The 24,166-nt window shown below is 37.4% G+C and carries 21 protein-coding genes; 7 read left to right on the forward strand and 14 right to left on the reverse strand.

The features are described 5' to 3' along the window. Window positions 1-64: 64 nt before the first annotated feature. Complete coding sequence (gene rnd / locus J7R07_RS04305) at window positions 65-1,219, reverse strand: ribonuclease D (RefSeq protein ID WP_208435714.1); 1,155 nt, start codon at window positions 1,217-1,219, stop codon at window positions 65-67. Between the two features lie 134 nt (window positions 1,220-1,353). Between rnd and aspS the strand changes: the two genes are divergently transcribed. Both aspS and parC read left to right on the forward strand, forming a co-directional pair. After that, window positions 1,354-3,144 (forward strand): aspartate--tRNA ligase, encoded by a 1,791-nt coding sequence (aspS, locus tag J7R07_RS04310; protein ID WP_208435715.1) that lies wholly within the window; start codon window positions 1,354-1,356, stop codon window positions 3,142-3,144. 534 nt (window positions 3,145-3,678) lie between these two features. Next, entirely contained in the window at window positions 3,679-5,928 is a 2,250-nt protein-coding gene (gene parC, locus J7R07_RS04315) for a DNA topoisomerase IV subunit A (protein ID WP_208435716.1), read from the forward strand. Between the two features lie 106 nt (window positions 5,929-6,034). On the opposite strand, the gene J7R07_RS04320 is transcribed toward parC, so the two are convergent. The 10 genes from J7R07_RS04320 to rpe form a co-directional block, all read right to left on the reverse strand. Then, on the reverse strand, window positions 6,035-7,285 hold the full coding sequence (locus J7R07_RS04320; RefSeq protein WP_208435717.1) for a multidrug effflux MFS transporter: 1,251 nt from the start codon (window positions 7,283-7,285) through the stop codon (window positions 6,035-6,037). 69 nt (window positions 7,286-7,354) lie between these two features. Next, window positions 7,355-7,687, reverse strand: a complete 333-nt coding sequence (grxD, locus tag J7R07_RS04325) for a Grx4 family monothiol glutaredoxin (protein ID WP_208435718.1) — start codon at window positions 7,685-7,687, stop codon at window positions 7,355-7,357. Window positions 7,688-7,783: 96 nt separating this feature from the next. Continuing rightward, window positions 7,784-8,017, reverse strand: coding sequence for a BolA/IbaG family iron-sulfur metabolism protein (locus J7R07_RS04330; protein ID WP_208435719.1), 234 nt, complete (start codon window positions 8,015-8,017; stop codon window positions 7,784-7,786). A gap of 65 nt (window positions 8,018-8,082) precedes the next feature. Further along, window positions 8,083-10,293 carry a phosphoribosylformylglycinamidine synthase subunit PurL gene (gene purL, locus J7R07_RS04335; protein ID WP_208435876.1) on the reverse strand — a complete coding sequence of 737 codons (2,211 nt, stop codon included), beginning with the start codon at window positions 10,291-10,293 and terminating at the stop codon, window positions 8,083-8,085. 298 nt (window positions 10,294-10,591) lie between these two features. Next, on the reverse strand, window positions 10,592-11,263 hold the full coding sequence (purQ, locus tag J7R07_RS04340; protein WP_208435720.1) for a phosphoribosylformylglycinamidine synthase subunit PurQ: 672 nt from the start codon (window positions 11,261-11,263) through the stop codon (window positions 10,592-10,594). 12 nt (window positions 11,264-11,275) lie between these two features. After that, on the reverse strand, window positions 11,276-11,515 hold the full coding sequence (gene purS, locus J7R07_RS04345) for a phosphoribosylformylglycinamidine synthase subunit PurS (protein WP_208435721.1): 240 nt from the start codon (window positions 11,513-11,515) through the stop codon (window positions 11,276-11,278). Between the two features lie 86 nt (window positions 11,516-11,601). Further along, window positions 11,602-12,366, reverse strand: coding sequence for a phosphoribosylaminoimidazolesuccinocarboxamide synthase (gene purC, locus J7R07_RS04350; protein ID WP_208435722.1), 765 nt, complete (start codon window positions 12,364-12,366; stop codon window positions 11,602-11,604). Between the two features lie 177 nt (window positions 12,367-12,543). Further along, entirely contained in the window at window positions 12,544-13,092 is a 549-nt protein-coding gene (locus tag J7R07_RS04355; protein WP_208435723.1) for an RBBP9/YdeN family alpha/beta hydrolase, read from the reverse strand. A gap of 77 nt (window positions 13,093-13,169) precedes the next feature. Next, a complete protein-coding gene (purB, locus tag J7R07_RS04360) occupies window positions 13,170-14,474 on the reverse strand; it encodes an adenylosuccinate lyase (RefSeq protein ID WP_208435724.1) in 1,305 nt (434 codons plus the stop codon). Between the two features lie 10 nt (window positions 14,475-14,484). Further along, the gene (rpe, locus tag J7R07_RS04365) at window positions 14,485-15,159 is read right to left on the reverse strand and encodes a ribulose-phosphate 3-epimerase (RefSeq protein ID WP_208435877.1); all 675 of its coding nucleotides are present in this window, start codon (window positions 15,157-15,159) and stop codon (window positions 14,485-14,487) included. 142 nt (window positions 15,160-15,301) lie between these two features. Here rpe and J7R07_RS04370 point away from each other — a divergent pair, with 142 nt between their 5' ends. After that, window positions 15,302-15,835, forward strand: a complete 534-nt coding sequence (locus J7R07_RS04370; protein WP_208435725.1) for a flavin reductase — start codon at window positions 15,302-15,304, stop codon at window positions 15,833-15,835. Between the two features lie 329 nt (window positions 15,836-16,164). Further along, complete coding sequence (dksA, locus tag J7R07_RS04375; protein WP_208435726.1) at window positions 16,165-16,581, forward strand: RNA polymerase-binding protein DksA; 417 nt, start codon at window positions 16,165-16,167, stop codon at window positions 16,579-16,581. A gap of 53 nt (window positions 16,582-16,634) precedes the next feature. On the opposite strand, the gene J7R07_RS04380 is transcribed toward dksA, so the two are convergent. After that, window positions 16,635-17,156 (reverse strand): flagellar biosynthetic protein FliO, encoded by a 522-nt coding sequence (locus J7R07_RS04380; RefSeq protein WP_208435727.1) that lies wholly within the window; start codon window positions 17,154-17,156, stop codon window positions 16,635-16,637. A gap of 212 nt (window positions 17,157-17,368) precedes the next feature. Here J7R07_RS04380 and J7R07_RS04385 point away from each other — a divergent pair, with 212 nt between their 5' ends. Further along, complete coding sequence (locus J7R07_RS04385) at window positions 17,369-19,915, forward strand: response regulator (RefSeq protein WP_208435728.1); 2,547 nt, start codon at window positions 17,369-17,371, stop codon at window positions 19,913-19,915. 266 nt (window positions 19,916-20,181) lie between these two features. Here J7R07_RS04385 and purN read toward each other — a convergent pair whose 3' ends face one another. Beyond that, a complete protein-coding gene (gene purN, locus J7R07_RS04390) occupies window positions 20,182-20,793 on the reverse strand; it encodes a phosphoribosylglycinamide formyltransferase (protein ID WP_208435729.1) in 612 nt (203 codons plus the stop codon). Further along, window positions 20,790-21,875 carry a phosphoribosylformylglycinamidine cyclo-ligase gene (purM, locus tag J7R07_RS04395; RefSeq protein ID WP_208435730.1) on the reverse strand — a complete coding sequence of 362 codons (1,086 nt, stop codon included), beginning with the start codon at window positions 21,873-21,875 and terminating at the stop codon, window positions 20,790-20,792. The genes purN and purM overlap by 4 nt, the downstream gene beginning before the upstream one ends. A gap of 166 nt (window positions 21,876-22,041) precedes the next feature. Between purM and J7R07_RS04400 the strand changes: the two genes are divergently transcribed. Continuing rightward, window positions 22,042-23,259 carry an AI-2E family transporter gene (locus J7R07_RS04400; protein ID WP_208435731.1) on the forward strand — a complete coding sequence of 406 codons (1,218 nt, stop codon included), beginning with the start codon at window positions 22,042-22,044 and terminating at the stop codon, window positions 23,257-23,259. Further along, entirely contained in the window at window positions 23,256-23,945 is a 690-nt protein-coding gene (gene hdaA, locus J7R07_RS04405; RefSeq protein ID WP_208435732.1) for a DnaA regulatory inactivator HdaA, read from the forward strand. The genes J7R07_RS04400 and hdaA overlap by 4 nt, the downstream gene beginning before the upstream one ends. Window positions 23,946-24,166 lie beyond the last annotated feature (221 nt).

Consider the following 24,166-nt stretch of genomic DNA (forward strand, 5'->3'; position numbering starts at 1 on the left):
ATGCATTAAATGTTTTCTTTTTGCGTCAATTTCAGAATGCAAACGGTTAAAACTTTTTTACAAATTAGAGCTGTTTGGTATTTATTTTTCCATTTTTAAAGTAAAATCCTATCTGACCTTTTAGTAGTTGTTCAGCTTTGTGCCCAAATATTTCATAACGCCAACCATTCATAGCGGGAATATTTTCCTTTATACATCCATTTGCGATTTTTTCTAAGTCATTGGAAGATGCAATAATCTTGGGGGCAATGCCATTTTCATTTGCAACGAGTTTTAATAATACTTTGAGAAGATCAATAACTGCAGTTGATGTTTCATTGAGTGCATTATATTTAGGAAGGGCAGGTAAAGTAGCAAGATCAACTTCTAAGCCTTCGTGGACAGCTCTGATTAATGTTTGTGTGATTGAGAGCTTGTCCCAGTTTTTATGTAGGCTGCGCAAACGTTTCAAGGCAGTTTCATCTTGTGGCTGTTGGATTGCTATTTCGATAAGGCATTCATCTTTCATGATATGACGACGCGGGATATTATATCTTCGTGCTTTGCGTTCACGCCAAGCTGCTATTTTTTGCAATACGGCAAGTTCACGCGGTTTTTTTACTTTGCCTTTTACTTTTTTCCATGCCTCATCTTCAGGCATATCGTAGGTTTTAGGAGCTAAAAGGATTGCTATTTCATCATCCATCCAGTGGGTGCGTTTGTTTTTTTCTAGCTGTTTTTTTAATAAGAGGTAAACATCTCTGAGATAAGTTACATCGGCAAGTGCATAGAGCAACTGCTTTTCGGAAAGAGGGCGGCAGCTCCAGTCTGTAAAACGAGATGATTTATCAAGCTGATGCCCCGTGCAACGTTGTACAATTTGGTCATAGGAGATAGAATCACCAAATCCGCAAATTGATCCTGCTATTTGTGTATCAAAAAGGGGGAAGGGAATTATACCACTAAGATGATAAATTGTTTCAATGTCTTGACGGGCAGCATGAAAAACTTTAACAATTTTTTCGTCGATCATCAAATCAAAAAACGGTTTTAAATCAATATCTTGTGATATTGGATCAATCAGAACTGTAGCAGTTGGTGATGCAAGCTGAATGAGACAGAGTTGTGGCCAGAAAGTTGTCTCGCGGATAAATTCGGTATCAACTGTTACAAAATCTGAGGTACGTAGAGTGGAAAGTGCAATTTCAAGATCTGTTGTTTGTGTAATAAGATTCATCATTATTCTATTATAGCCAGATAAATTAAATTTGTCTTTTATTGACTTTTTTTTTGAGTCTTTATCCTCATATCTTGACAAATGGTTATTAAAAAGCGTTTGTAGCGCATGTGGAATTATAATTAAAGGCAAAAACTATGCATCGTTATCGCAGTCATCATTGCGCTGCTCTTCGTAAATGTGATGTAGGAACACAGGCTCGTCTTTCGGGATGGGTTCATCGTGTTCGTGATCATGGCGGAATCCTTTTTGTAGATTTACGTGATCATTTTGGAATCACACAGATTGTTGCTGATCCTGCTTCGCCAGCTTTTAAAATTGTCGAAACAGTACGTTCTGAATGGGTCATTCGTGTGGATGGGGAAGTATGTGCACGTTCTGATGAGGTTATTAATACATCTCTTCCAACAGGCGAAATTGAAATTTTTGCGAAAGAGGTTGAAATCCTTTCAAAATCTGATGAGCTTCCTTTACCTGTTTTTGGTGAACCTGATTATCCAGAAGATATTCGGTTGAAATATCGTTTTCTTGATTTACGTCGCGAAACGATGCACAAAAACATCATGCGTCGTGCCGAAATTATTTCCGCTATCAGACGGTCTATGCAAGAGAATGGTTTTATGGAATTTACAACACCACTTTTGACAGCCTCATCACCAGAAGGGGCGCGCGATTTTTTGGTGCCAAGCCGTATTCACCAGGGAAAATTTTACGCGTTGCCACAAGCACCTCAGCAATACAAACAGTTGTTGATGATGTCAGGTTTTGATCGTTATTTTCAAATTGCTCCCTGTTTTAGAGATGAAGATCCGCGAGCAGATCGTCTTCCAGGAGAGTTTTATCAATTAGATATTGAAATGAGTTTTGTTGAACAGGAAGATGTTTTTATAACAATGGAACCCATTATGCGTTCTCTTTTTGAAGAGTTTGCAAATGGAAAATCTGTAACACAAAGTTTTCCTCGTATTCCTTATGATGAAGCAATGCGAAAATATGGCTCAGATAAGCCAGATTTACGTAATCCGATCATTATGGAAGATGTCTCTCGGCATTTTTATGATTCTGGTTTTAAAGTTTTTGCTCAGATTTTAGCAAATGATGAGAATGCACAAGTATGGGCTATTCCGGCTAAAACAGGTGGAAGCCGTGCCTTTTGTGATCGTATGAATGGATGGGCACAAGGAGGGGGACAACCAGGGCTCGGTTATATTTTCTGGCGTGAAGAGCAAGGTAAGTTTGAAGGTGCTGGCCCTATCGCTAAAAATATTGGTGAACAAAGGACTGAAGCACTCCGTACGCAGCTTGGGCTTGAAAGTGGTGATGCCTGCTTTTTCGTGGCAGGGGATCCAAAGAAATTTGCATCTTTTGCCGGCGCAGCACGTACACGGGTCGGGGAAGAATTGGACCTTATCAATCGAGAGTGTTTTTCTTTAGCGTGGATTATTGATTTTCCATTTTTTGAATGGAATGAAGATGAAAAAAAGCTTGATTTTGCACATAATCCTTTTTCCCTGCCTCAGGGAGGGAAAGATGCTCTTGAGTACCAGGATCCTCTTACGCTTAAAGCTTTTCAGTATGATCTCGTTTGTAATGGTTATGAAATTGCATCGGGTGGAATTCGTAATCATTCACCAGAAATGATGCTTAAAGTTTTTAATCTTGCTGGTTTTTCTAAAGAGGTGGTAGAAGATCGTTTTGGTGCTCTTTATCGTGCATTTCATTATGGAGCTCCACCACATGGTGGTATGGCGGCTGGTGTTGACCGTATTGTTATGCTTTTGCAAGGTGTTAAAAACTTACGGGAGGTCGCTCTATTTCCGATGAATCAGCAAGCGCTTGATCTTTTGATGAGTGCCCCGTCTGACGTTTCTTCCACACAATTACATGATTTAGGGATACGAATTGCTCCTGCTAGAAAAAAGAGTTAAAAGATTTAATTTTAGTTTGTTGCTATTTTTTAATTAGCCGTGAAGCTTTAATGTCTTTGAACTATGTCAGCGTATATGGTTGTTTATAAAAAATTTAAGATGTATGCTCCATTTAAGTTTTTCTACCTTGTAAAAAAGTTATTTATCTTCGTGTTTATAAGAATAACGCGGTGTTATGAAATATTGCGTTGTTCTAGAGAACTCTGTAAAGTTCATTATATGAAACTGGATATCATTTTGTTATGCAAGGTCTTTTATTTAAAGAGCTATAAGATCAGAGAGCGCATTTCTCGTGAGATTTTCAGAAAAAGATTTCAACTTAATGGATTAAGTATTTCTGTATAATGATTAGATGAGATTGAGAACGCGTATATAAAATTTTTCAAATTGATATAATTTTCTGTTCATGTTGTAATCACATCGTTTGTTTTTATATAGTCGATTTTAAATAAAAATAATCGACTCATAAAAATTGTACTGAAAAAATCTTATGAAATAATTGCTCATTATTTTGAGAATTGTTGTCCTAATGCTATGTCTGATAAAATGATTTTACCTTTTGATAAAGAACATATTGAGCTAATAGAGTTACGTTCTGCTTTACAAGAGCGTTATTTGGCTTATGCGCTTTCTACCATTACGCACCGTGCGCTACCTGATGTGCGTGATGGTTTAAAGCCTGTGCACCGGCGCATTATTCATGCCATGCGTTTACTCAAACTGAATCCAGGACAATCCTATGCAAAGTGTGCCCGGATTGTTGGCGATGTGATGGGAAAATTTCATCCGCATGGTGATGCATCTATTTATGATGCGCTCGTGCGTTTGGCGCAGAGTTTTGCCGTTCGTTATCCACTGGTTGATGGACAAGGAAATTTTGGTAATATTGATGGTGATAATGCTGCTGCTATGCGGTATACGGAAGCGCGTATGACTGAAGTGGCGGCGTTGCTGCTTGAAGGGATTAATGAAGACGCGATTGATTTTCGTTTAACCTATAATGAGGAAGATCAAGAACCGGTTGTTTTACCCGGAGCTTTTCCTAATCTTTTAGCAAATGGTTCGTCAGGTATTGCTGTTGGTATGGCAACATCTATTCCACCTCATAATGTTGCTGAGCTCTGTGATGCAGCACTCCATTTGATTACGCATCCCGATGTAAATGATGAGGAATTAAACCAGTTTGTACTTGGGCCTGATTTTCCAACAGGAGGCATTTTAGTTGAGCCTAAAAAGAGCATTGAGGAATCTTATCGTGTTGGGCGTGGATTCTTTCGGTTGCGTTCGCGTTGGCATCAGGAATTTGGTAGTCGTGGTTCTTATGTGATTGTTGTTACTGAAATTCCCTATCAAGTTCAAAAGTCACGCCTTATTGAAAAAACAGCGGAATTACTGCTTGCACGGCGATTACCAATGCTTGAGGATATTCAAGATGAATCAGCAGAAGATATCCGCATTGTGCTTGTTCCTAAAAATCGTACCGTTGATCCTGAACTCCTTATGGAGTCTCTTTTTAAATTGACTGATTTTGAAGTAAGATTTCCTCTTAATCTTAATGTTTTATCTTCTGGAAAAATACCAAATGTTCTTTCTTTGCGTGAAAGTTTGCAGCAATGGCTCGAACATCGTCAAGAGGTGCTTATCCGCCGCTCTCATTATCGGCTTGATCAAATTGACTGCCGTTTAGAAATTCTCCACGGATATCTTATCGCATATTTAAATCTTGATGAGGTTATTCAGATTATTCGTGAAGAGGATGAACCAAAAAAAGAGCTCATCAAGCGTTTTAAATTAACGGAAAATCAAGCTGAAGCTATTCTCAATATGCGCTTGCGTTCTCTACGTAAGCTTGAAGAATTTGAAATTCGTAAGGAATTTAAAAGCTTGAAGGATGAAAAAGAAAAACTGCAGGATTTATTAGCTTCTCGTGCAAAGCAATGGAAAATTATTTCAGAGGAAATCATAAAAGTTCGTAAAACTTTTGGTCCTGATACCCTCTTAGGGAAAAGGCGTACGACATTTGAAGAAGCACCAAGGCATGATATTGATGATATTCATCAGGCAATGATTGAAAAAGAACCAGTTACTATTGTTATTTCTGAAAAAGGCTGGATGCGTGCTTTGAGGGGACATTTGAGTGATTATAATACATTTTCTTTCAAAGAAGGTGATGCTTTGAAGTTAGCATTTCCAGCGTTTACTACAGATAAGATTGTGCTGATAAGTACTGGTGGAAAGTTTTTTGCTATTGCTGCAAATAGTTTACCTGGAGGACGAGGTCATGGGGAACCAATTCGTCTTTTAGTTGATATAGATAACGAACAGGATATCCTAACAGCTTTTGTGTATAATGCACAGGAAAGGCTTCTCTTGATTTCTTCTCATGGAAATGGCTTTATTGTATTGGCAACCGAAGTGATTGCGAATACACGAAAAGGCAAGCAAATTATGAATGTGAAGTTTCCTGATAAAGTAAAGCTTTGTGTTCCGGTAAAAGGAGATCATGTTGCGGTGGTTGGTGAAAACCGTAAAATGCTTATTTTTGGCGTTGAACAAATACCAGAAATGAGTCGTGGTAAAGGTGTTCGTTTGCAACGTTACAAAGAGGGCGGTATTGCTGATGCCAAAACCTTTAATTTATCAGAAGGCTTAAGCTGGCAAGATATGGCTGCACGTTGCTTTAATCGTCAGGCTGATGATCTCATCGAGTGGATGGGGATGCGTGCTGGAGGAGGGCGTTTGGTTCCAAAAGGTTTCCCAAAATCAGGAAAATTCACCAATTAACCATATACTATATTTTATTGTTAGTTTATAAAAGCACAAAAAAAATGCTGTATAGTTTTATTGCTTGGTAGCAGTTTTGTATAATTTTTCCTCGCGGCTTTTATTCCTAAGGGTTACTGTTATATTGTCTAAAGAGGCGCCCACGTTCGGCCCATAAGACAAGAAGTATTGCGATAAGGCTAAGGAAGAAGAATCCTGCCGAATTAGGTGTGGTTGTTGCATTAAATTGTTGTGCAATAAAAAAACTCAATCCTGTACCGATGGATGTTTGCAGGAAGCTAGAGACAGAAGATGCTGTCCCAGCAATTTTTCCTACCGATTCAAGAGCGAGTGTATTGAAATTGGCCATAATGCCGCCGCAGGCAAACATCAGTATACAGAACAAGGATATGTAGAAAGGAAAGGGGATAATGCCATCTGTTAAAAGAGCTCCAACAAACCAGATGCATGAAGTGACGCAAAAGAGCAAAAGCATAGCATGTGCAATACGTCGCATTCCCAGGCGTCCAACCAATTGAGAATTAAAGAATGACGAGAGAGCTTGAAAAGCTGCACCGATGGCAAATGCAATTGGGAACCAAAGGCCTAGGTTATAAATCCCTTCATATGTTTGTTGTGATGTATTAATGGCAGTGAAAATACAGCCCAGAATAATAGAAGTTGCCAGTGTGTAGCAAAGTGTCATGCGATTGGTTATAACAATCCATAAGTTATGTTTGACTGAAGAAAAGGAAAGAGAGCGTTGTCTATAAAGGGTTTCAGGCAAGCGTAGTTGAATCCAAATCATCAGTCCAAAACCAATAATTGCCATGAATATAAAAATAAGTTGCCAGTGCCCGAGCAGTAAAATCATTTCTCCTGTTGCTGGACCAATCATTGGAGCAACAAGAAAAATCATCATGACGATAGACATAACTTCTGCCATTTCTCGACCACTATAGAGATCACATACAATGGAGACTGTGAGTACGCGCATAGCAGCGCCACCTATACCTTGTAAGATACGTAAAATAAGCAATAAAGAAAAATTGGATACAAAAGCACAACCAATTGCTGTTAATGAATAAAAAGCAAGACCAATGAGAACAATTTTACGTCGCCCGTAACGATCACTTATTGGACCAAAAAATATTTGTGTGATGCCATAACTAATGAGATAACCAGAAATGATATAATGTTGATCATTTTCATTGATAACATGTAAACTATTTAAAATATCGGGCATGGCCGGTAGCATAATGTCAACGGCTATAGAATTAATGGCCATAAGCGCACCAATAAGAATAACGAATTCTATATAGCCAATTTTTTTTCTAATCGTATCACTATGCGCTTGTTCGTCGATAGAGTATGACATACGGCACCCTTGAAATAAAATTTCAACTAAAAATAGCTCTTTTAAAAAGTCTGAATAAAATGAAAGATACTATGATTTATTGCAGGGAATGTTTTTTTCCTTCAGCAATTCTTGCAATTCATTATTGTGAAACATCTCTTTCACAATATCACACCCCCCAACAAATTCACCTTTGATGTAAAGTTGCGGAATCGTGGGCCAATTTGAGTAGTCCTTAATTCCTTGACGCAATTCAACAGAAGTTAAGATATTAATTCCTTTATAATCTACCTCTAAATAATCAAGGATCTGAACAACCTGTCCTGAAAATCCGCATTGTGGAGCATCAGGTGTTCCTTTCATGAATAAAACGACGTTATTTTTTTTAATTTCGTTGTCAATAAAATCATGAATATTGGTCATCTTTACTCCTCGATATTGCAGATTTTTTAAGTATGCTTGCGCTCGTACTATTTTCTAATCGTATTGAGTGAATGAATGCAAGAAGAAATTTTTAAATTATTTGGGAATATTCGTTTGCAACATTAAAGCGTGAAGATCATTTCCCATATTGCCTTTAAGAGCATCATAAACCATTTTATGTTGCTGGATACGGCTTTTGCCACGAAAACTCTTAGAAGTAACTTCCGCAGCGTAATGTTCTCCATCGCCAGCAAGATCACGAATAATCACAGTTGCATCGGGAATGCTTTCGCGAATAAGAGTTTCAATTTCGTGGGCACTCATTGCCATAATTATCCTCCTTTATTTATTCTTTATAAGAAATAGCATATAGCCCAAAAGAAACAAATAATTCTTTATTCTTCGCCCATAAATTGCGGAAACCAACTTTCATAGGCCTGTGTGAGTTTGTCTACGGAAAGTGTTAATATTCCTTCTATATTAAGAGAATTCCCTTCAACTCTACCAAGTTCTGTTACAGAAATTGCGCTTTCTTGTGCAAGTTCTTTAAGGTGATTGAGGGTATGAGGTTTGATACTTAAGAGATAACGTGCCTGGTCTTCTCCAAAAAGCTCTGCATGATGTGGTACTTTGTTGCTTAATTTGGCTTTAATTCCTTTACCTGCTTGAATTACCATTTCTGCGAGTGCTATAGCTAATCCTCCATCAGAAATATCATGAGCAGCATGAACAAAACCGCGATGAATAACATCTCGAACAAATTCTCCATGCTTTTTTTCAAGCTGTAAATCTACATGAGGTGGTGCACCTGTATTAATATTTAAAATATTACGCGCATAGATCGATTGTCCTAAATGAGAGCCACAAACTCCAATCAGAACAATACTGTCTCCATTTTGCATACCACTGGTTGTTGCCATTTTAGACCAATCAGCAAGAAGACCAACTCCAGCGATTGTTGGTGTGGGAAGAATAGCTTCCCCATTGGTTTCATTATAAAGAGAGACATTTCCTGAAACAATAGGAAAGTCGAGGATTCTACAAGCTTCACCTATACCTTTAATGGCAAATACCAATTGTCCCATAATTTCAGGTTTTTCGGGGTTACCAAAATTGAGATTATCTGTAGCTGCGAGTGGCGTTGCACCTGTTGTGCTGATATTTCGCCAGCATTCTGCGACAGCTTGTTTTCCGCCTTCATAAGGATCAGCTTCACAATAGCGAGGTGTGACATCAGAAGAAAAGGCAAGAGCACGTTTATCGTTGTTGCTTACACGGATGACACCTGCATCGCTTCCTGGACGAACAAGGGTATTTCCTTGAATAAGCGTATCATATTGTTCATAAACCCAGCGCCGAGAACTTTGATCAGCAGAATTTAGTAATGTGAGGAGTGCATCACCAAGATTTTCCACTTTCTCAACCTCTTCTACTTTAAGAGGTGGCTTTTTTACAGGCTCTCGCCAAGGGCGATCATAAACGGGTGCTTCATTACCAAGCTCTTTGATGGGAAGATTGACTACTTCTTCTCCTTGATGAAACACCCGGAAACGTAAATCATCAGTTGTTTCCCCAATAATAGAAAAATGAAGTCCCCATTTATGAAAAATAGCGGATGCTTGTTTTTCTAATTCTGGTTTAAGTATCATCAGCATGCGTTCTTGGCTTTCAGAAAGCATCATTTCATAGGCTGTCATATTTTCTTCACGAATAGGTACATTATCCAGATTAAGCCATATTCCTAAATTACCCTTCGCACCCATTTCAACGGCAGAAGATGTTAATCCAGCTGCTCCCATGTCTTGAATAGCAACGACAGCTCCTAGCTCCATAAGTTCTAGACACGCTTCAAGAAGACATTTTTCCGTAAAAGGGTCACCCACCTGAACAGTTGGGCGTTTCTCATTGATTGAATCATCGAATTCAGCGGAAGCCATTGTTGCTCCACCAACACCATCACGTCCTGTTTTGGCACCAAGATAAACAATAGGAAGTCCTACACCTTGCGCTTTAGAGTAAAAAAGTGAGTCTGTTTTTGCAATACCAGCAACAAAAGTGTTAACAAGAATATTGCCATTATAGCGCTTGTCAAAATTTATTTCTCCACCAACGGTTGGAACACCAAAAGAATTACCATAGCCACCAATACCAGAAACGACGCCAGCAACAAGATGGCGTGTTCGAGGATGATCAGGAGATCCAAATCGCAAGGCATTCATAGCTGCAACAGGGCGAGCGCCCATTGTAAAGACATCACGCAAAATACCTCCTACACCTGTTGCTGCACCTTGATAAGGTTCAATGTAGGAGGGGTGGTTATGGCTTTCCATTTTAAAAACGACACATTGACCTTCACCAATATCCACAACACCAGCATTTTCACCAGGTCCTTGAATGACACATTTTCCTTCTGTTGGGAGTGTTTTAAGCCACTTTTTAGATGATTTATAAGAACAATGTTCATTCCACATTGCAGAAAAAATTCCCAGCTCCGTAAATGTTGGCTTTCTGCCAATTAAGGTTAGGATATGTTGATATTCATCATTTTTAAAGCCATGTTGTGTAATTAATTCTGGTGTAATGGCGATGTTATTGCAAGGATTCATGAGTATTTTATCCATCAAATTAATCGAAATTTAGCATCTTTATTATTTTAAATCTAGCGCTTAGTCATCAGTGATTACCTTGTTTGATAAGGCAGAAATTCACAAATCATTAACTGAGATTATGCTAATTTACTTGGTAGATTTGAAGACAAAAAATTGCTTTTGAATAAATTTTTGTGTATTTAACGGACACCATCTACTGTGTTCATAAAATATTTGATTCGTAAGTTTACTGTGTAGAAAATAGTACAGATTTTTGATTTTAGAGCAGTTAAATAACATAATTTCCCTTTTATGATTATCCGTTTACCGCTTCTAAAGCGCTTTGGAAAAGTAAACGGCCATCGGTACAACCATGTGAGGGCTCAATAAAATTTTCAGGATGAGGCATCATACCAAGAATATTACCAGATTTATTGATAATGCCAGCAATATCACGCATTGAACCGTTAGGGTTTGTATTTTCAGCATAGCGAAAAACAATTTGCTCATTATCTTCCATTTGTTTTAACGTTTTATTATCCACAAAGTAATTTCCATCGTGATGTGCAACAGGACAACGAATGATTTGTCCTTTAGAATAATACCGAGAAAATTTTGTATTGGCGTTGGCTACTTCAAGTTTCACTTCACGACATACAAACTTTAATGAAGCATTCCGCATTAAAGTCCCAGGTAACAAACCAGCTTCCAACAAAATTTGAAATCCGTTACAGATACCAATGACTGTAACACCTTTTTCTGCTTTTTCACGAACGGCTTGCAAAACAGGTGTGCGTGCACCAATAGCACCACATCTCAAATAGTCTCCATAAGAAAAACCACCAGGAATCACAATGACATCCACATCTGGAATTGTTGATTCTGTTTGCCAAATTTTTAAGGGTTCAATTCCTGTTATATGGTTTAATGCTGCAATCATGTCATAATCACGATTGAGCCCAGGTAATTGAATGATGGCAGTTTTCATGAAGAGCTCCACTTAAAGAAGTTTTATAGTATAATTTTCAATGACAGTATTTACCAGTAATTCGTCGCACATTTGTTCAAGTTTTTGTTTTGCAGTTTCAGAAGGCTGATCATCGAACACAATATCAAAAACTTTCCCCTGGCGAATGGAATGAACGCCTTCGAAAGCTAAACTTTTTAAAGCACCGACAATCGCCTCTCCCTGTGGATCAAGGACGCTATTTTTTAAAGTAACTATAACGCGTGCTTTCATTTCTTATTTCCTATTTAATATAATTCCTCTTTTTAAAGAGGTGTACTTGTTAATTCAAGGAAGATGACACTATGTCACTTTGTTGTTTATTTTACTAAAACTGGGCCACTTGGTCGGGGAGGTTCATTTTCATTGATAATACCAAGGCGTTTTGCAACCTCTTGATAAGCATTAATAAGTCCTCCCATGTCATGCCGAAAACGATCTTTATCCATTTTTTCTCGTGTTTGCATATCCCATAACCTCGCAGAATCAGGCGAGATTTCATCAGCAAGAACAATGCGCATTGCCTCATCTTCCCACAAGCGACCAAATTCCATTTTAAAATCAATAAGTTGAATGTTAACACCTGCAAAAAGCCCAGAAAGAAAATCATTAATACGAATCGAAAGTTGCATAATATCTTCTATTTCTTGTGGAACAGCCCATCCAAAGGCAGTGATATGTTCTTCCGTCACCATGGGATCGTTAAGAGAATCATTTTTATAGTAAAATTCTATGATGGATTGTGAAAGAGCGGTTCCTTCTTCCAGCCCCAAACGTTTGGAAAGAGAGCCAGCGGCAACATTACGGACGACAACCTCCAATGGAATAATCTCAACGGCTTTTATGAGTTGTTCGCGCATATTTATACGCTTGATAAAATGTGTTGGAATACCCAAACGACTAAGATGGCTAAAGATATGTTCCGAAATACGGTTATTTAAAACCCCTTTTCCGTCGATAATTTCATGTTTTTTTGCATTAAAAGCAGTTGCGTCATCTTTAAAAAACTGAATATAAGTTCCTGGTTCAGGTCCTTCATATAAGATTTTGGCCTTGCCTTCATAAATACGGTGGCGACGATTCATTATGATTCTCTATTTATTTGAGAGGTTTTAATAGCATTGATAGATAATCTTATCCTAATTGGTAGAAATTCTCAATGATTGCTATAACACCTCTTGTATTTTTTGTCATTGTGGCTTTGATTCAAAGAGGAATATTCTATGGAGATGGATAAAGCGAAGATAATTCTCTTTCTTAGATTAAATTTTTGCAAGAAAATGAGAGAAAACCATCAGACCTTCAGGCCAAGGTCCATGCCCAGATTCTGCATTAATGTGGCCAGATTGTCCTGCATCAACAAAAAGTGCTCCCCAATCATTGGCAAGCTTTTCTGCTACTGAGAATCGACAAAATTCGTCATTTTGGCTGGCTATGACAACAGAGGGAAAAGATAGTTTTTTACAATGATAGGGACCAAATGTCATTAAATGTTTAGGGCGTATTTTCTCATTAGTTACATCTGGAGGTGCAACAAAAAAGGCACCACAAACTTTTTCTGCATTTTGTTGCGTTGCATGAATAGCTGTAGGAACTCCTAGTGAGTGGGCGATAATTACAACAGGTTTTTGAGCTTGTGCAATGGCAATTTTAACTTCATTTACCCATTCTTCACAAACAGGTTTTGACCAATGCATTTGTTGAACACGGCGGGCTGTAGACAATTTTTTTTCCCATCGTGTCTGCCAATGATCAGGACCAGATCCTTTGTAGCCAGGAACAATAAGAATATCGAGTTGATTTGCCTTCATGAATTGTTTCTTTCATTACAACAGGTTTTATCTCATAGGTAGAAGACAATATTTCTGTTTCTGATATGCAATCTTCATTACTTTCCAAAAACGCGTTTAAAAATCGTGTCGACATGTTTGGTGTGGTAAGAAAGGTCAAATTTTTCGCGAAGTTCCACTTCACTTAGGGCTTTTGTAACATCTTTGTCATTGAGTAATTCTTCTAAAAAATCTTTTCCTTGTTCCCAAACCTTCATTGCATTTCGTTGTACAATTCGATACGAATCTTCACGACTAATTCCAGCTTGTGTGAGTGCTAAAAGTACGCGTTGTGAATGCACGAGACCTCGGAATTTATTAAGATTTTTTTGCATATTGTGTGGATAGACAATGAGATTTTCAATGACAGATGTTAGTCGTGCAAGAGCAAAATCAAGTGTAATAGTCGCATCAGGGCCAATATAGCGCTCAACAGATGAATGAGAAATATCTCGTTCATGCCAAAGTGCTACATTTTCCATGGCAGGTATTGCAAATGCACGTATCATACGCGCCAACCCGGTCAAATTTTCAGTTAAAACCGGATTACGCTTATGAGGCATAGCAGATGAACCTTTTTGTCCAGATGAGAAATACTCTTCTGCTTCCAAAACCTCTGTGCGTTGTAAATGGCGTATTTCTACAGCTAATCTTTCAATAGATGAAGCAATAACACCAAGCGTTGCAAAAAACATGGCATGACGATCGCGTGGTATAATTTGAGTGGAAACGGGTTCGGTATGTAACCCCAATGCTTTTGCTACATGCTCTTCAACGCGCGGGTCAATGTTTGCAAAAGTTCCTACAGCTCCTGAAATAGCACAGGTAGAAATTTCTTCACGTGCTGCATGAAGACGTTTGCGACACCGGGAAAATTCAGCGTATGCAAGAGCAAATTTAACTCCAAATGTTGTCGGTTCCGCATGGATTCCATGACTCCGTCCAATGGTAATGGTTTCTTTATGTTCAAAAGCCCGTTTTTTTAATGCTTCAAGAAGCTGGTCTATATCTTTTAGCAATATATCACTGGCACGCATCAATTGAATATTAAGCGTTGTATCTAGAACATCTGATGATGTCATACCTTGGTGGATAAATCGTGCTTCTGGCCCAATAAATTCAGCTAAATGGGTTAGAAATGCTATAACATCATGCTTGGTAATTGCTTCAATTTCATTGATGCGATTGACATCAAATTCAGCTACTTTTCCTTTTTCCCAAATAACCTTTGCTGCTTCTTTGGGAATGATCCCTAGTTCAGCTAGGGCATCACATACATGTGCTTCAATTTCAAACCAAATACGATATTTTGTTTTTGGTGACCAAATCGTTGCCATTTCAGGACGGGAATAACGTGCTATCATGATTTTTTCCTTATTGTGAGAGGCTTGCGGCTTGGCGCAATGCATTGATACGTGTTTTGTAAAGCTCTTTGTTTCCATTTTTATAAATTGCAGAGCCTGCAACAAATACATTTGCACCAGCTTTTGCAGCCATCCCGATTGTATCAATTGTGATACCACCATCAACTTCAAGATCAATAGGCCTATCTGCAATCATGCTTTTAACACGTTTGATTTTATCTTGCATTTCAGGAATGAAAATTTGCCCACCAAAACCAGGATTAACGGTCATAATCAGGATCAGATCTAATTGATCGAGCAAATACTCAAGTACATATTCTGGGGTACTTGGATTGATTGCAATTCCTGCTTTTTTTCCTGTTGCTTTTATTGTTTGGAGTGAACGATAAAGATGGGAGTCTGCTTCAGCATGAATGGTTATGATATCTGAACCCGCTTTTGCAAAAGCTTCAAGATAAGGATCTACTGGTGTAATCATCAAATGAACATCAAATATTGCTTTTGTTAATGGGCGGAGCGCTTTGATAACATCAGGGCCAAAAGTGATATTAGGAACAAAGTGGCCATCCATAACATCAAGATGGAGCCAATCTGCACCAGCATCAACAACATCCATTACTTCTTGGCCAAGTTTGGAAAAATCTGAAGCCAAGAGTGAAGGTGAAATAAGATGAAAATGGGGCATAAGATCTCCTTGATGGGCTGTTTTTATCATGTAATTTTGTATACTAAAATGTTTTTATGTTATGACGTAAAAGAAAAAATACGTATAATAAAACTTTTTATGGAAAAATTATCTGAATTTTAAAGCTGTATAAGTGAAAGACATGTCAAATCATACAACACATTTAATGCCTGCACTTCAACATAATATTACTGTTTCTCCTCAAGAATACCGAGATGCTATGAGCCATTTTGCAGGAGCTGTACATATTGTAACTACAAATGGAATTCAGGGAAGGCGTGGGGTGACAGTTTCAGCGTGTTGTTCTTTATCTGATGATCCTCCAACACTTCTTGTTTGTCTCATGCGGCATAACCTCCAGAACCAATTGTTTATGAAAAATGGAAATTTTTGTGTGAATAGTTTGGCGGGAAAACATCGTTTATTAGCAGATATTTTTTCTAAACGTGGCAATTACACACAAAATGAACGTTTTGATATAGCGCAATGGGGTATGTTGCAGACTGGTGCACCTAGTCTTTCAGATGCTTTAGCCTCTTTTGACTGTCGTTTAATTTGTTGGCATGAACATGCAACTCATTGTGTTTTGATTGGTGAAGTTGTTGCCATCAACCGTAATCAAGAAAAAGATGCTTTGATGTATTTGAATCGTGGATATCATACTCTAGCTCTATAAGATTTTATTTTTTGCATATTTATTTAAAGTGGTTTGTTTTAACATATTTGAAGTTTAACCTGATCACTGGGTAAGGTTATTTTGCATGATATTGGATATCTGTATTGCTCTCCTTTATAGGCTTGTAGATATTATTAGAAAGGATAGATGGAAAGGTTCTTATAAATAATTGTATCAAGAGAGTACAGGCTGTACAAAAAAGTAGTGAACATCTAAAAAATGGCTTTAAACACACTCTTAGAGAAGTAAAAAAAAGCATTTTACACTTGTGTTGATTGGTGTTGCACAATATATAGTTCGCACATACCATATGTGGAGGTTTTTATGGCATGAGCGAAGAGATTGATGATCAGTATCGCCCTAGTGAAGATGAGCCTTTTATGAATGAGCGGCAAAAGGCGTATTTTCGTGCTAAATTGGTTTCTTGGAAGAATGATATATTAAGAGAAGCTCGTGGGACTTTAGAGAATTTGCAGGAAGAAAATGTTGGTCAACCCGATTTAACGGATAGAGCGTCTTGCGAAACTGATCGTACAATCGAGTTACGTGCTCGTGATCGTCAAAGAAAACTCATTTCAAAAATAGATGCTGCTTTGGAGCGTATTGATAATGGAACTTATGGTTTTTGTGAGGAAACTGGTGAACCTATTGGTATAAAGCGTCTTGAAGCTCGACCTATTGCAGTTCTATCACTGGAAGCACAGGAACGCCACGAACGACGAGAAAAAGTGTATCGTGATGATTAAAAATGATTGAAATAATAAACAAAATAAAATGCATGTTGCTGGAACTGCGTATTTTATTTTTGTGGGGTAGGGATAAACAAAGAGGGCTCTTGCCGTCCTTCAATTTCGGCGGTGATAGCTGAATCTTCTACGTGTTGATTTATAAAAAGAGCGGTGTTTGTGCCTTGCGTATCCCCTTGTGTATTCACAGAAAGAGATCTTTTTTCTGTAATATCTGGGGTGAGGTTGCTTTTTGTCGTTGTTAATGTTGGCTGTGTTCCTCTCTTTTGTATGATAGATGTACTGCCAATATTAGTTTCTACGACAACATCTGTGAATCCTCCGATAAGAAGCAAATGTTCTTTATCATCACAACGTATCAAAACAAGACGACGTGTGCGATCTACAGCAATTGTATCGCAGAGAGTTAGTCGCGAGAGACGCTTCTTTCTGTTGATGCCGAATTGTCCTCTCTTTAGACGGCGTAAGAACAGAATGATCGTGGCGATAGCCGTAAGTGTTATGATGAAAAATACAAAGCTTATGGTTATGTCAGCGGCAGATTTGCCTATTTGGTTTGATAACCAGATATACATAGAATTTCTCCCATTGTAGGATGGAAATATTATTTTTTATTGAGATAAGTTTGTAAATATACCCTTAAAAGGTTTATTTATAATATTAAGAAAAAATCTTTCAAACATTAAGTGATTTTTCTTAAGAAGATATTATCATGTTATAACCTTTATAACAGTGATTATGAAGAAAATTTGTGGCATCGAAATAACTATAATCAAGGCAAAGTGTGATGGATAAAGGTTTTGAGAATAGCGGGGAATCGTTGTCTTCTCCTGTATATCAAAGAAGTATGATTCTTGGTGTTTTTTTTATAATAACTTTTTTTTTCATTTTAGGTGTTTTGACTCTCTTTTATCCTCATGGCTATTTGCAAAAGGCTGGATTGGTATCTTTTTTGGTTTTAGCAGTTGCAGGGGTTGCAGCGCTTGTTCTGAGTGGAATAGGGGTTTTGAGATATAACGTAGCGCAGTTGCACGATAACTGTGATCTGAGCATCTTTAATAGTAGTGATGATGTCATTATAGTCTCTGATTTGTCTGGTTTTGTTTATTATTCTAATAAAAATTATCAGAAAATTCTTACTTATAAACCGCAATCCTCTTGTTATGTGGTTATTGCTGATCTTCCAGGGGCGGGTGCACTTTCGTATCGCTTAAAGGTTGCGGCATGTAGTGATCTTGCAGCACAAGAAGAATTAAGAATGGAGCAATCGATTTTTGCTGATTCTACACAAAAAAAACCCGTTTGGTATAATATCTCTGTTCAACCGATCAAAAAGAGAGGAAAAAAGCTTTTATTTTGGCGTATCGCTGATATTTCGCATTTGCAAGAATTTCGTGAAGTTTTTTTCTCGAATCTGCAGGAAGCTATCAACCACTTAGATCAAGTTCCTGTTGGCTTTTTGTCTGTTAATAGAGAAGGAACAATTCTTTATGCAAATGCAATTTTTGCTGAATGGTTTTCAATTGATTTGGCAGGTTTTACTGTTGGTCAATATAGTTTTGATCAATTGTTTGATAGTGTTGGAGAAAATAGTACATGGAGTGATATTTGTTTGCAAAACAACAAACACCAAAGTTCAGGTTATTTTTTGCCTTATAGGTTTTCATTGCGTTTAAATTCACAGACCGGTGTTAAGAAAATATTGAATTGTTTTATGTGTGCTTCTTCTTCTTTCTTAGAGGATAATGTCATTTATCGCATTGTGATCATCCCACAGCAAATACAAAAAAGTGAGAACGATGATCAATTGAAATTACCTAATGTACTTGTAGAGTATTTTGATGCAAGTCCATTTGCAATAGCTATAATGAATCAGGAAGGACAATTAATTCATGCGAATGATGTCTTTTCTTCACTTATGGGATGTACAAGTGAAACTCTTAATCTTTATGATATTATATCTCGTCGTGATCATGCGAAATTGGAACGCGTATTGCAAAAAATTACGACAAATAAAAATTGTACAGTTTCGATAGAAACCGTTTTAGAAAATAATGAAGAACGTTATTTGCGTCTTTATGTTATGCCTGTCAAATCGTATTATGATGATCTTTTACAAGATTTCGCCATTCTCTCTGTCATAGAAACAACAGAACAAAAGACGCTTGAAGATAAAATGATGCAAAGTCAGAAAATGCAAGCTGTTGGGCAATTGGCTGGCGGTATTGCCCATGATTTTAATAACGTTTTAACAGCAATTTTAATGTCATGTGATCTCCTTTTAAATACACATCGTAGTTCTGATCCTGCACACGCTGATCTTATTAATATCAAAAATAATGCTAATCGTGCAGCTGCACTTGTACAGCAATTATTAGCTTTTTCTAGAAAACAAACACTTCGCCCTGAAAAAATTGATTTTACAGAATTTCTATCAGATATTCGTAACCTTATTTTACCCCTTTTAGGCAATAATATTCAGTTAAAAATTATTCATGGTAGAGATCTATGGAATGTTGAGGTTGATCAAGCATCTTTTCAGCGTGTGATTATGAATTTGGTTATTAATGCGCGTGATGCCATGCCAGATGGGGGTGTTGTTACGATTGCGACGAATAACATTACAAAACAACAAAGTGCTGAATTTGACCATGTTGGTTTTGGAATTGGTGAGTATGTACAATTGACTATTTCAGATACGGGGACTGGTATATCATCTGCTATACAAGAAAAAATGTTTGAACCATTTTTTACAACAAAAGAGGTCGGAAAAGGAACTGGGCTTGGTTTATCAATGGTTTATGGAATTATCAAACAGACAGGTGGTCATATTTATTGTGAGAGTAGGGAGAAACAAGGAGCGACATTTCATATTTTTCTTCCCCGTTATATTCCCCATAATAACGGAGAAATTTCTCCACAGATTGAAAAAGCTGAAGCACAAGAAAAGAATACAGATTTAACAGGATCTGCGACTATTTTATTGGTTGAAGATGAAGATGCTGTAAGAATGGGGGGGGTAAGGGCGCTTCAAATGAGAGGATATACTGTTTTAGAAGCTGCAAGTGGAGTGGAAGCACTCACCATTCTTGAGGAAAATAAGGGGGCTGTTGATATTATTGTTTCCGATGTGGTGATGCCAGAAATGGATGGACCAACGTTGCTCAAGGAAGTCCGTAAAAATTATCCTAATATCAAATTTCTTTTTGTTTCTGGGTATGCAAAAGATGCATTTGCTAAAAATCTTCCTCAAGATGCTGTTTTTGGTTTTTTATCTAAGCCCTTTACACTTAAACAGTTAGCTATAACAGTTAAAGAAACACTTTTACAATGAAATGCAAATTTAATTGCTAAAATCTTTTAAGCAGAAAGCTCAAGTATCTTAAAAAGACAAATATGGTCATGCGTAAAGCCAATGAATTAAATAAGTAAAAAAATTAGGAGTTTACCGTTCGAAAATTAAAAAACATTATCGCATCTTTCGCACAAAAAAATTCATGTAAGTGATGGATTTTATGATGTTAAAATCTCATAGAGTTTAAAATAGAGGAATTGCAGAAAGATTTTAAGTGCAATATTAGAAAATGCTGATTGATATATTCAAAAGGATAAAAGTTGTTGTTGAACATTTCCTATTTTATCTTTCCCTTCAATGAAGACTTTTAAAGCCTCGGGATAAAGTTTATGTTCCACTTCAAGAACTTTCTGTGCTATGCTATCAGCGGTATCGTGCGGGTAGACCGGAACGGCGGCTTGAGCGAGGATCTTTCCTGAATCCATATCTTCTGTAACAAGGTGAACGGTGCAACCAGTGATTTTTACACCTGCTTGTAAAATCCTTTCGTGTGTATTTAAACCTTTAAATGAAGGTAAAAGAGAAGGATGAATATTTAAAATTCGTCCCTCATAAAGTTTTACAAAACGTGGTGAGATGAGCCGCATATAACCAGCAAAGCAGAGAAGATCCGGTTGATATTGAGATAAAACCGTGAAGATAGATTCTTCATGTGCTTCCTTGGATGGGTAACTTTTGCGATCAACAACATGAACGGGCAAGTTATTGTGATAAGCCTTTTCAATGCCAGCAGCTTGAGGATTATCGCAAATAACTGCGACGATTTCAGCAGGGTATTCCTTTTGTTTGCAGGCTTTGGCAAGGGCAACCATATTAGATCCATTGCCAGAAATAAAAACAACAATTTGTTTTTTCATAAGAGAAGTATACCTTTATAGAATATTCTTGTATCTTGGCGTTTTGTCAAAATGCCGAGGGGGGTGACTGTTTCTCCTTGCATTTCAAGCGCTTGCGTAATTTTTTCAACTGCGTGTTGTGCTACAATAATAACCATGCCAATGCCGCAGTTGAATGTTCGTAGCATTTCTGTTTCTTCTATTCTACCTTGTTTGGCAATCCATGAAAATACGGGTGGGACATGAATGGTAGAAAGATTTATTTCAGCGCAGAGAGAAGATGGAAGTATTCGTGGAATGTTTTCAGGAAAGCCTCCACCTGTGATGTGTGCAAGAGCTTTGATTCCTTGGTAATTGCGCATGATGGAGAGGAGTGATTTGACATAAATGCGTGTTGGTGTGAGCAATGCTGTACCAAGGCTCATTTGAGGATAAAAAGGGGCAGGATCTTGCCATTTTAGATTACTTTGTTGAATGATTCGTCTTACAAGAGAAAATCCGTTGGAATGAACTCCAGATGCGCTAAGACCTAGAATGATATCGCCTTCTCTAAGGTCTTTTGAAGGGAGTAGAGCGCCGCGTTCGCATGCCCCTACAGCAAAACCTGCTAAATCATAGTCTTCTTCTGCATACATGTCAGGCATTTCTGCAGTTTCTCCTCCAATAAGGGCTGCGCCTGCTTGTTTACATCCTTCGGCAATACCAGAAACGATTGCAGCACCTTGTTCGGGATCAAGCTTACCCGTTGCAAAATAATCAAGAAAAAAGAGAGGTTCAGCGCCTTGTACGAGTAAATCATTGACGCACATAGCTACAAGATCGATACCTACAGTATCATGAATACCCACTTCAATGGCAATTTTTAATTTTGTTCCAACACCATCATTGGCTGCCACGAGAATGGGATCTGTGAAACCTGCTGCTTTTAAATCAAAAAGGCCACCAAAGCCACCAATTTCGGCATTTGCTCCTGCTCGCTTCGTTGAGCGTACGAAGGGTTTAATTTTTTCTACCATGGCATTACCTTTATCGATGTTTACACCGGCTTTTACGTAGGTAAGACCACACTTGGATTTATTATTTATAATATCTTGACTGCTCATTGGAGTCTTCCTCATGGAAAATCAGGTTTTGATATTATGCAATGCCATGATAGAGTTATCTCTGCAAGAGATATTGATATTTATGATTTAAGAAAATAAGCAACTCTGCTTGTGACTTATATTGAAGAAGTTTATATTCTTTGTGAAAAGTTTTTTAGGGCATTGTATGAATAAAATACCGGATAATCACGAACAGTCTTCTTGGCAGTTTATGAATATGAAAAAGAAAGTGCGTGAGGATGGACTAGGTGATCGTTATAAGACTCATGTACCAGCTTATACTCAAGTACCATTACCAAACAATATGAAAAGGCAAATTTTCTTCTGGCTTAGTACATTGTTTTTTTTCATTCTTTTTATGTTTGTTTTTGGATCCATTTTACTTCCTTTTGTAGCTGGGATTGTCCTGGCTTATTTCCTTAATCCCATTGTTCAATTGCTTGAAAAATTTGGTATTCGTCGTGTTTTTGGCACTATCCTTATTACTTTGTTTATTGTTATTATTTTTGTTGCTGCTTTAATTATTTTAATTCCTATTATCAGTTGGCAAATACAGCAATTTGTAAGTGATGGCTTACCCATTTACATTAATCGTATTCAAACTTTTTTTGTTAAGCATGATTTTGATTGGGTTAGACGCTATTTTGGTAGTGATCCAAGTGAATTACAGAGCAATATTAAAGGGCTTTTAGGAAAAAGTTCTAATTTTATTACATCTCTTTTGAATTCACTTTTAAAGTCTGGAAAATCTATTGTTAATCTTGTGAGCTTATTTGTTGTGGCACCTGTAGTGGCATTTTATATGTTATTAGATTGGCCACGTATGGTTGCAGCAATTGATTCGTTAATACCGCGAGATCATCTTGAAACCGTTCGCAGTATTTTTTATGAAATGGATAGAGCTATTGCTGGCTTTGTTCGTGGACAAGGAACAGTCTGTTTAATATTAGGGGGGTATTATGCTGTTGGTCTAACTATCACGGGACTTAATTTTGCTCTTTTGATTGGTATGTTTATTGGACTTATCAGCTTTGTTCCTTATATCGGTACAATGAGCGGTTTTGTCCTCTCTGTTGGGGTTGCATGGGTCCAGTTCTACCCCAATAATTGGGGATGGATCGTTGTTGTTATGGTCCTTTTTTTCGTTGGTCAGTTTATTGAAGGCTACATCCTTCAACCAAAACTTGTGGGATCATCAGTGGGGCTACATCCGGTGTGGTTGATGTTTGCGCTTTTTGCTTTTTCTTCACTCTTTGGTTTTACTGGTATGCTTGTTGCTGTCCCTGCGGCAGCAGCTGTGGGGGTTTTGGTTCGTTTTGCTCTTCATACTTATCTTAATTCTCAGATGTATTTGCGAGGTGAAAATTCGGAGTCGTTAGAATGAGTGGGCGTGAAACACAATTACCCTTAAACTTTCCTTATAATCCGGTTTTTCAATTTGATGATGTAGTGGTAACGGAAAGCAATCGCATGGCTTTTCAGCTCATTGATAATTGGCCTCATTGGATTTTACCTATTGCAGTTTTGGTAGGAAAAGAGGGTTCTGGAAAAACACACTTTTCTAGCATATGGGCACAAAAAGTTAAAGCTTTAAGTCTTCATCGAAATGAAATTGATCAGGCTGTTGCTGTGTCTTCTTCAGGGAAATCGTTTTTAATTGAGGATATTGATGCGGGTGAAATTAGTGAGACGGGGCTTTTTCACTTGATTAACAGTATTAAGCAGGCCAACCTTGATACACGTAAAGCTACTTTATTGATAACTGCACGAACAATACCTTCAGCATGGAATTTAAAGTTAAATGATTTAAAAAGTCGTCTGAATTCGGTTATGTTGGTTGCAATTAATCAGCCTGATGATGCATTATTAACAGCTATTGCTTTTAAACTTTTTTCTGATAGACAGATTATTGTTCATCCAGGCATTGTTTATTATCTTGTAAGCCGTTGTGAACGTTCTTTATTTGCATTAAAGCGTGCTATTGATTCTATTGATCAGTTAGCATTACAAAGAAAAAGTAAAATAACGCGTGCTGTTATTAATGAAGTTCTTGATATGCAAATGCAATGAATATTTTGGGAATTATGGTATAAATTGTTTAGGAAAAAGTGCTCGGGTTTTCTTATTCTCCTTTTTCATACAATGGCATTTTTCCTTTTTAATATGCCTGAATGCGTTCTTTAATTGGTTTTGAGATTTTTTAATTTTTTAACGTTATATCTTTTCTCGCTCTTGCAAGCATATTTAAACATTTGAAAATGATTTTAGAAAAGAGGGATTTTTCTCTTTTT

Source organism: Bartonella phoceensis, from assembly GCF_902825145.1.
Lineage (GTDB): Bacteria > Pseudomonadota > Alphaproteobacteria > Rhizobiales > Rhizobiaceae > Bartonella > Bartonella phoceensis.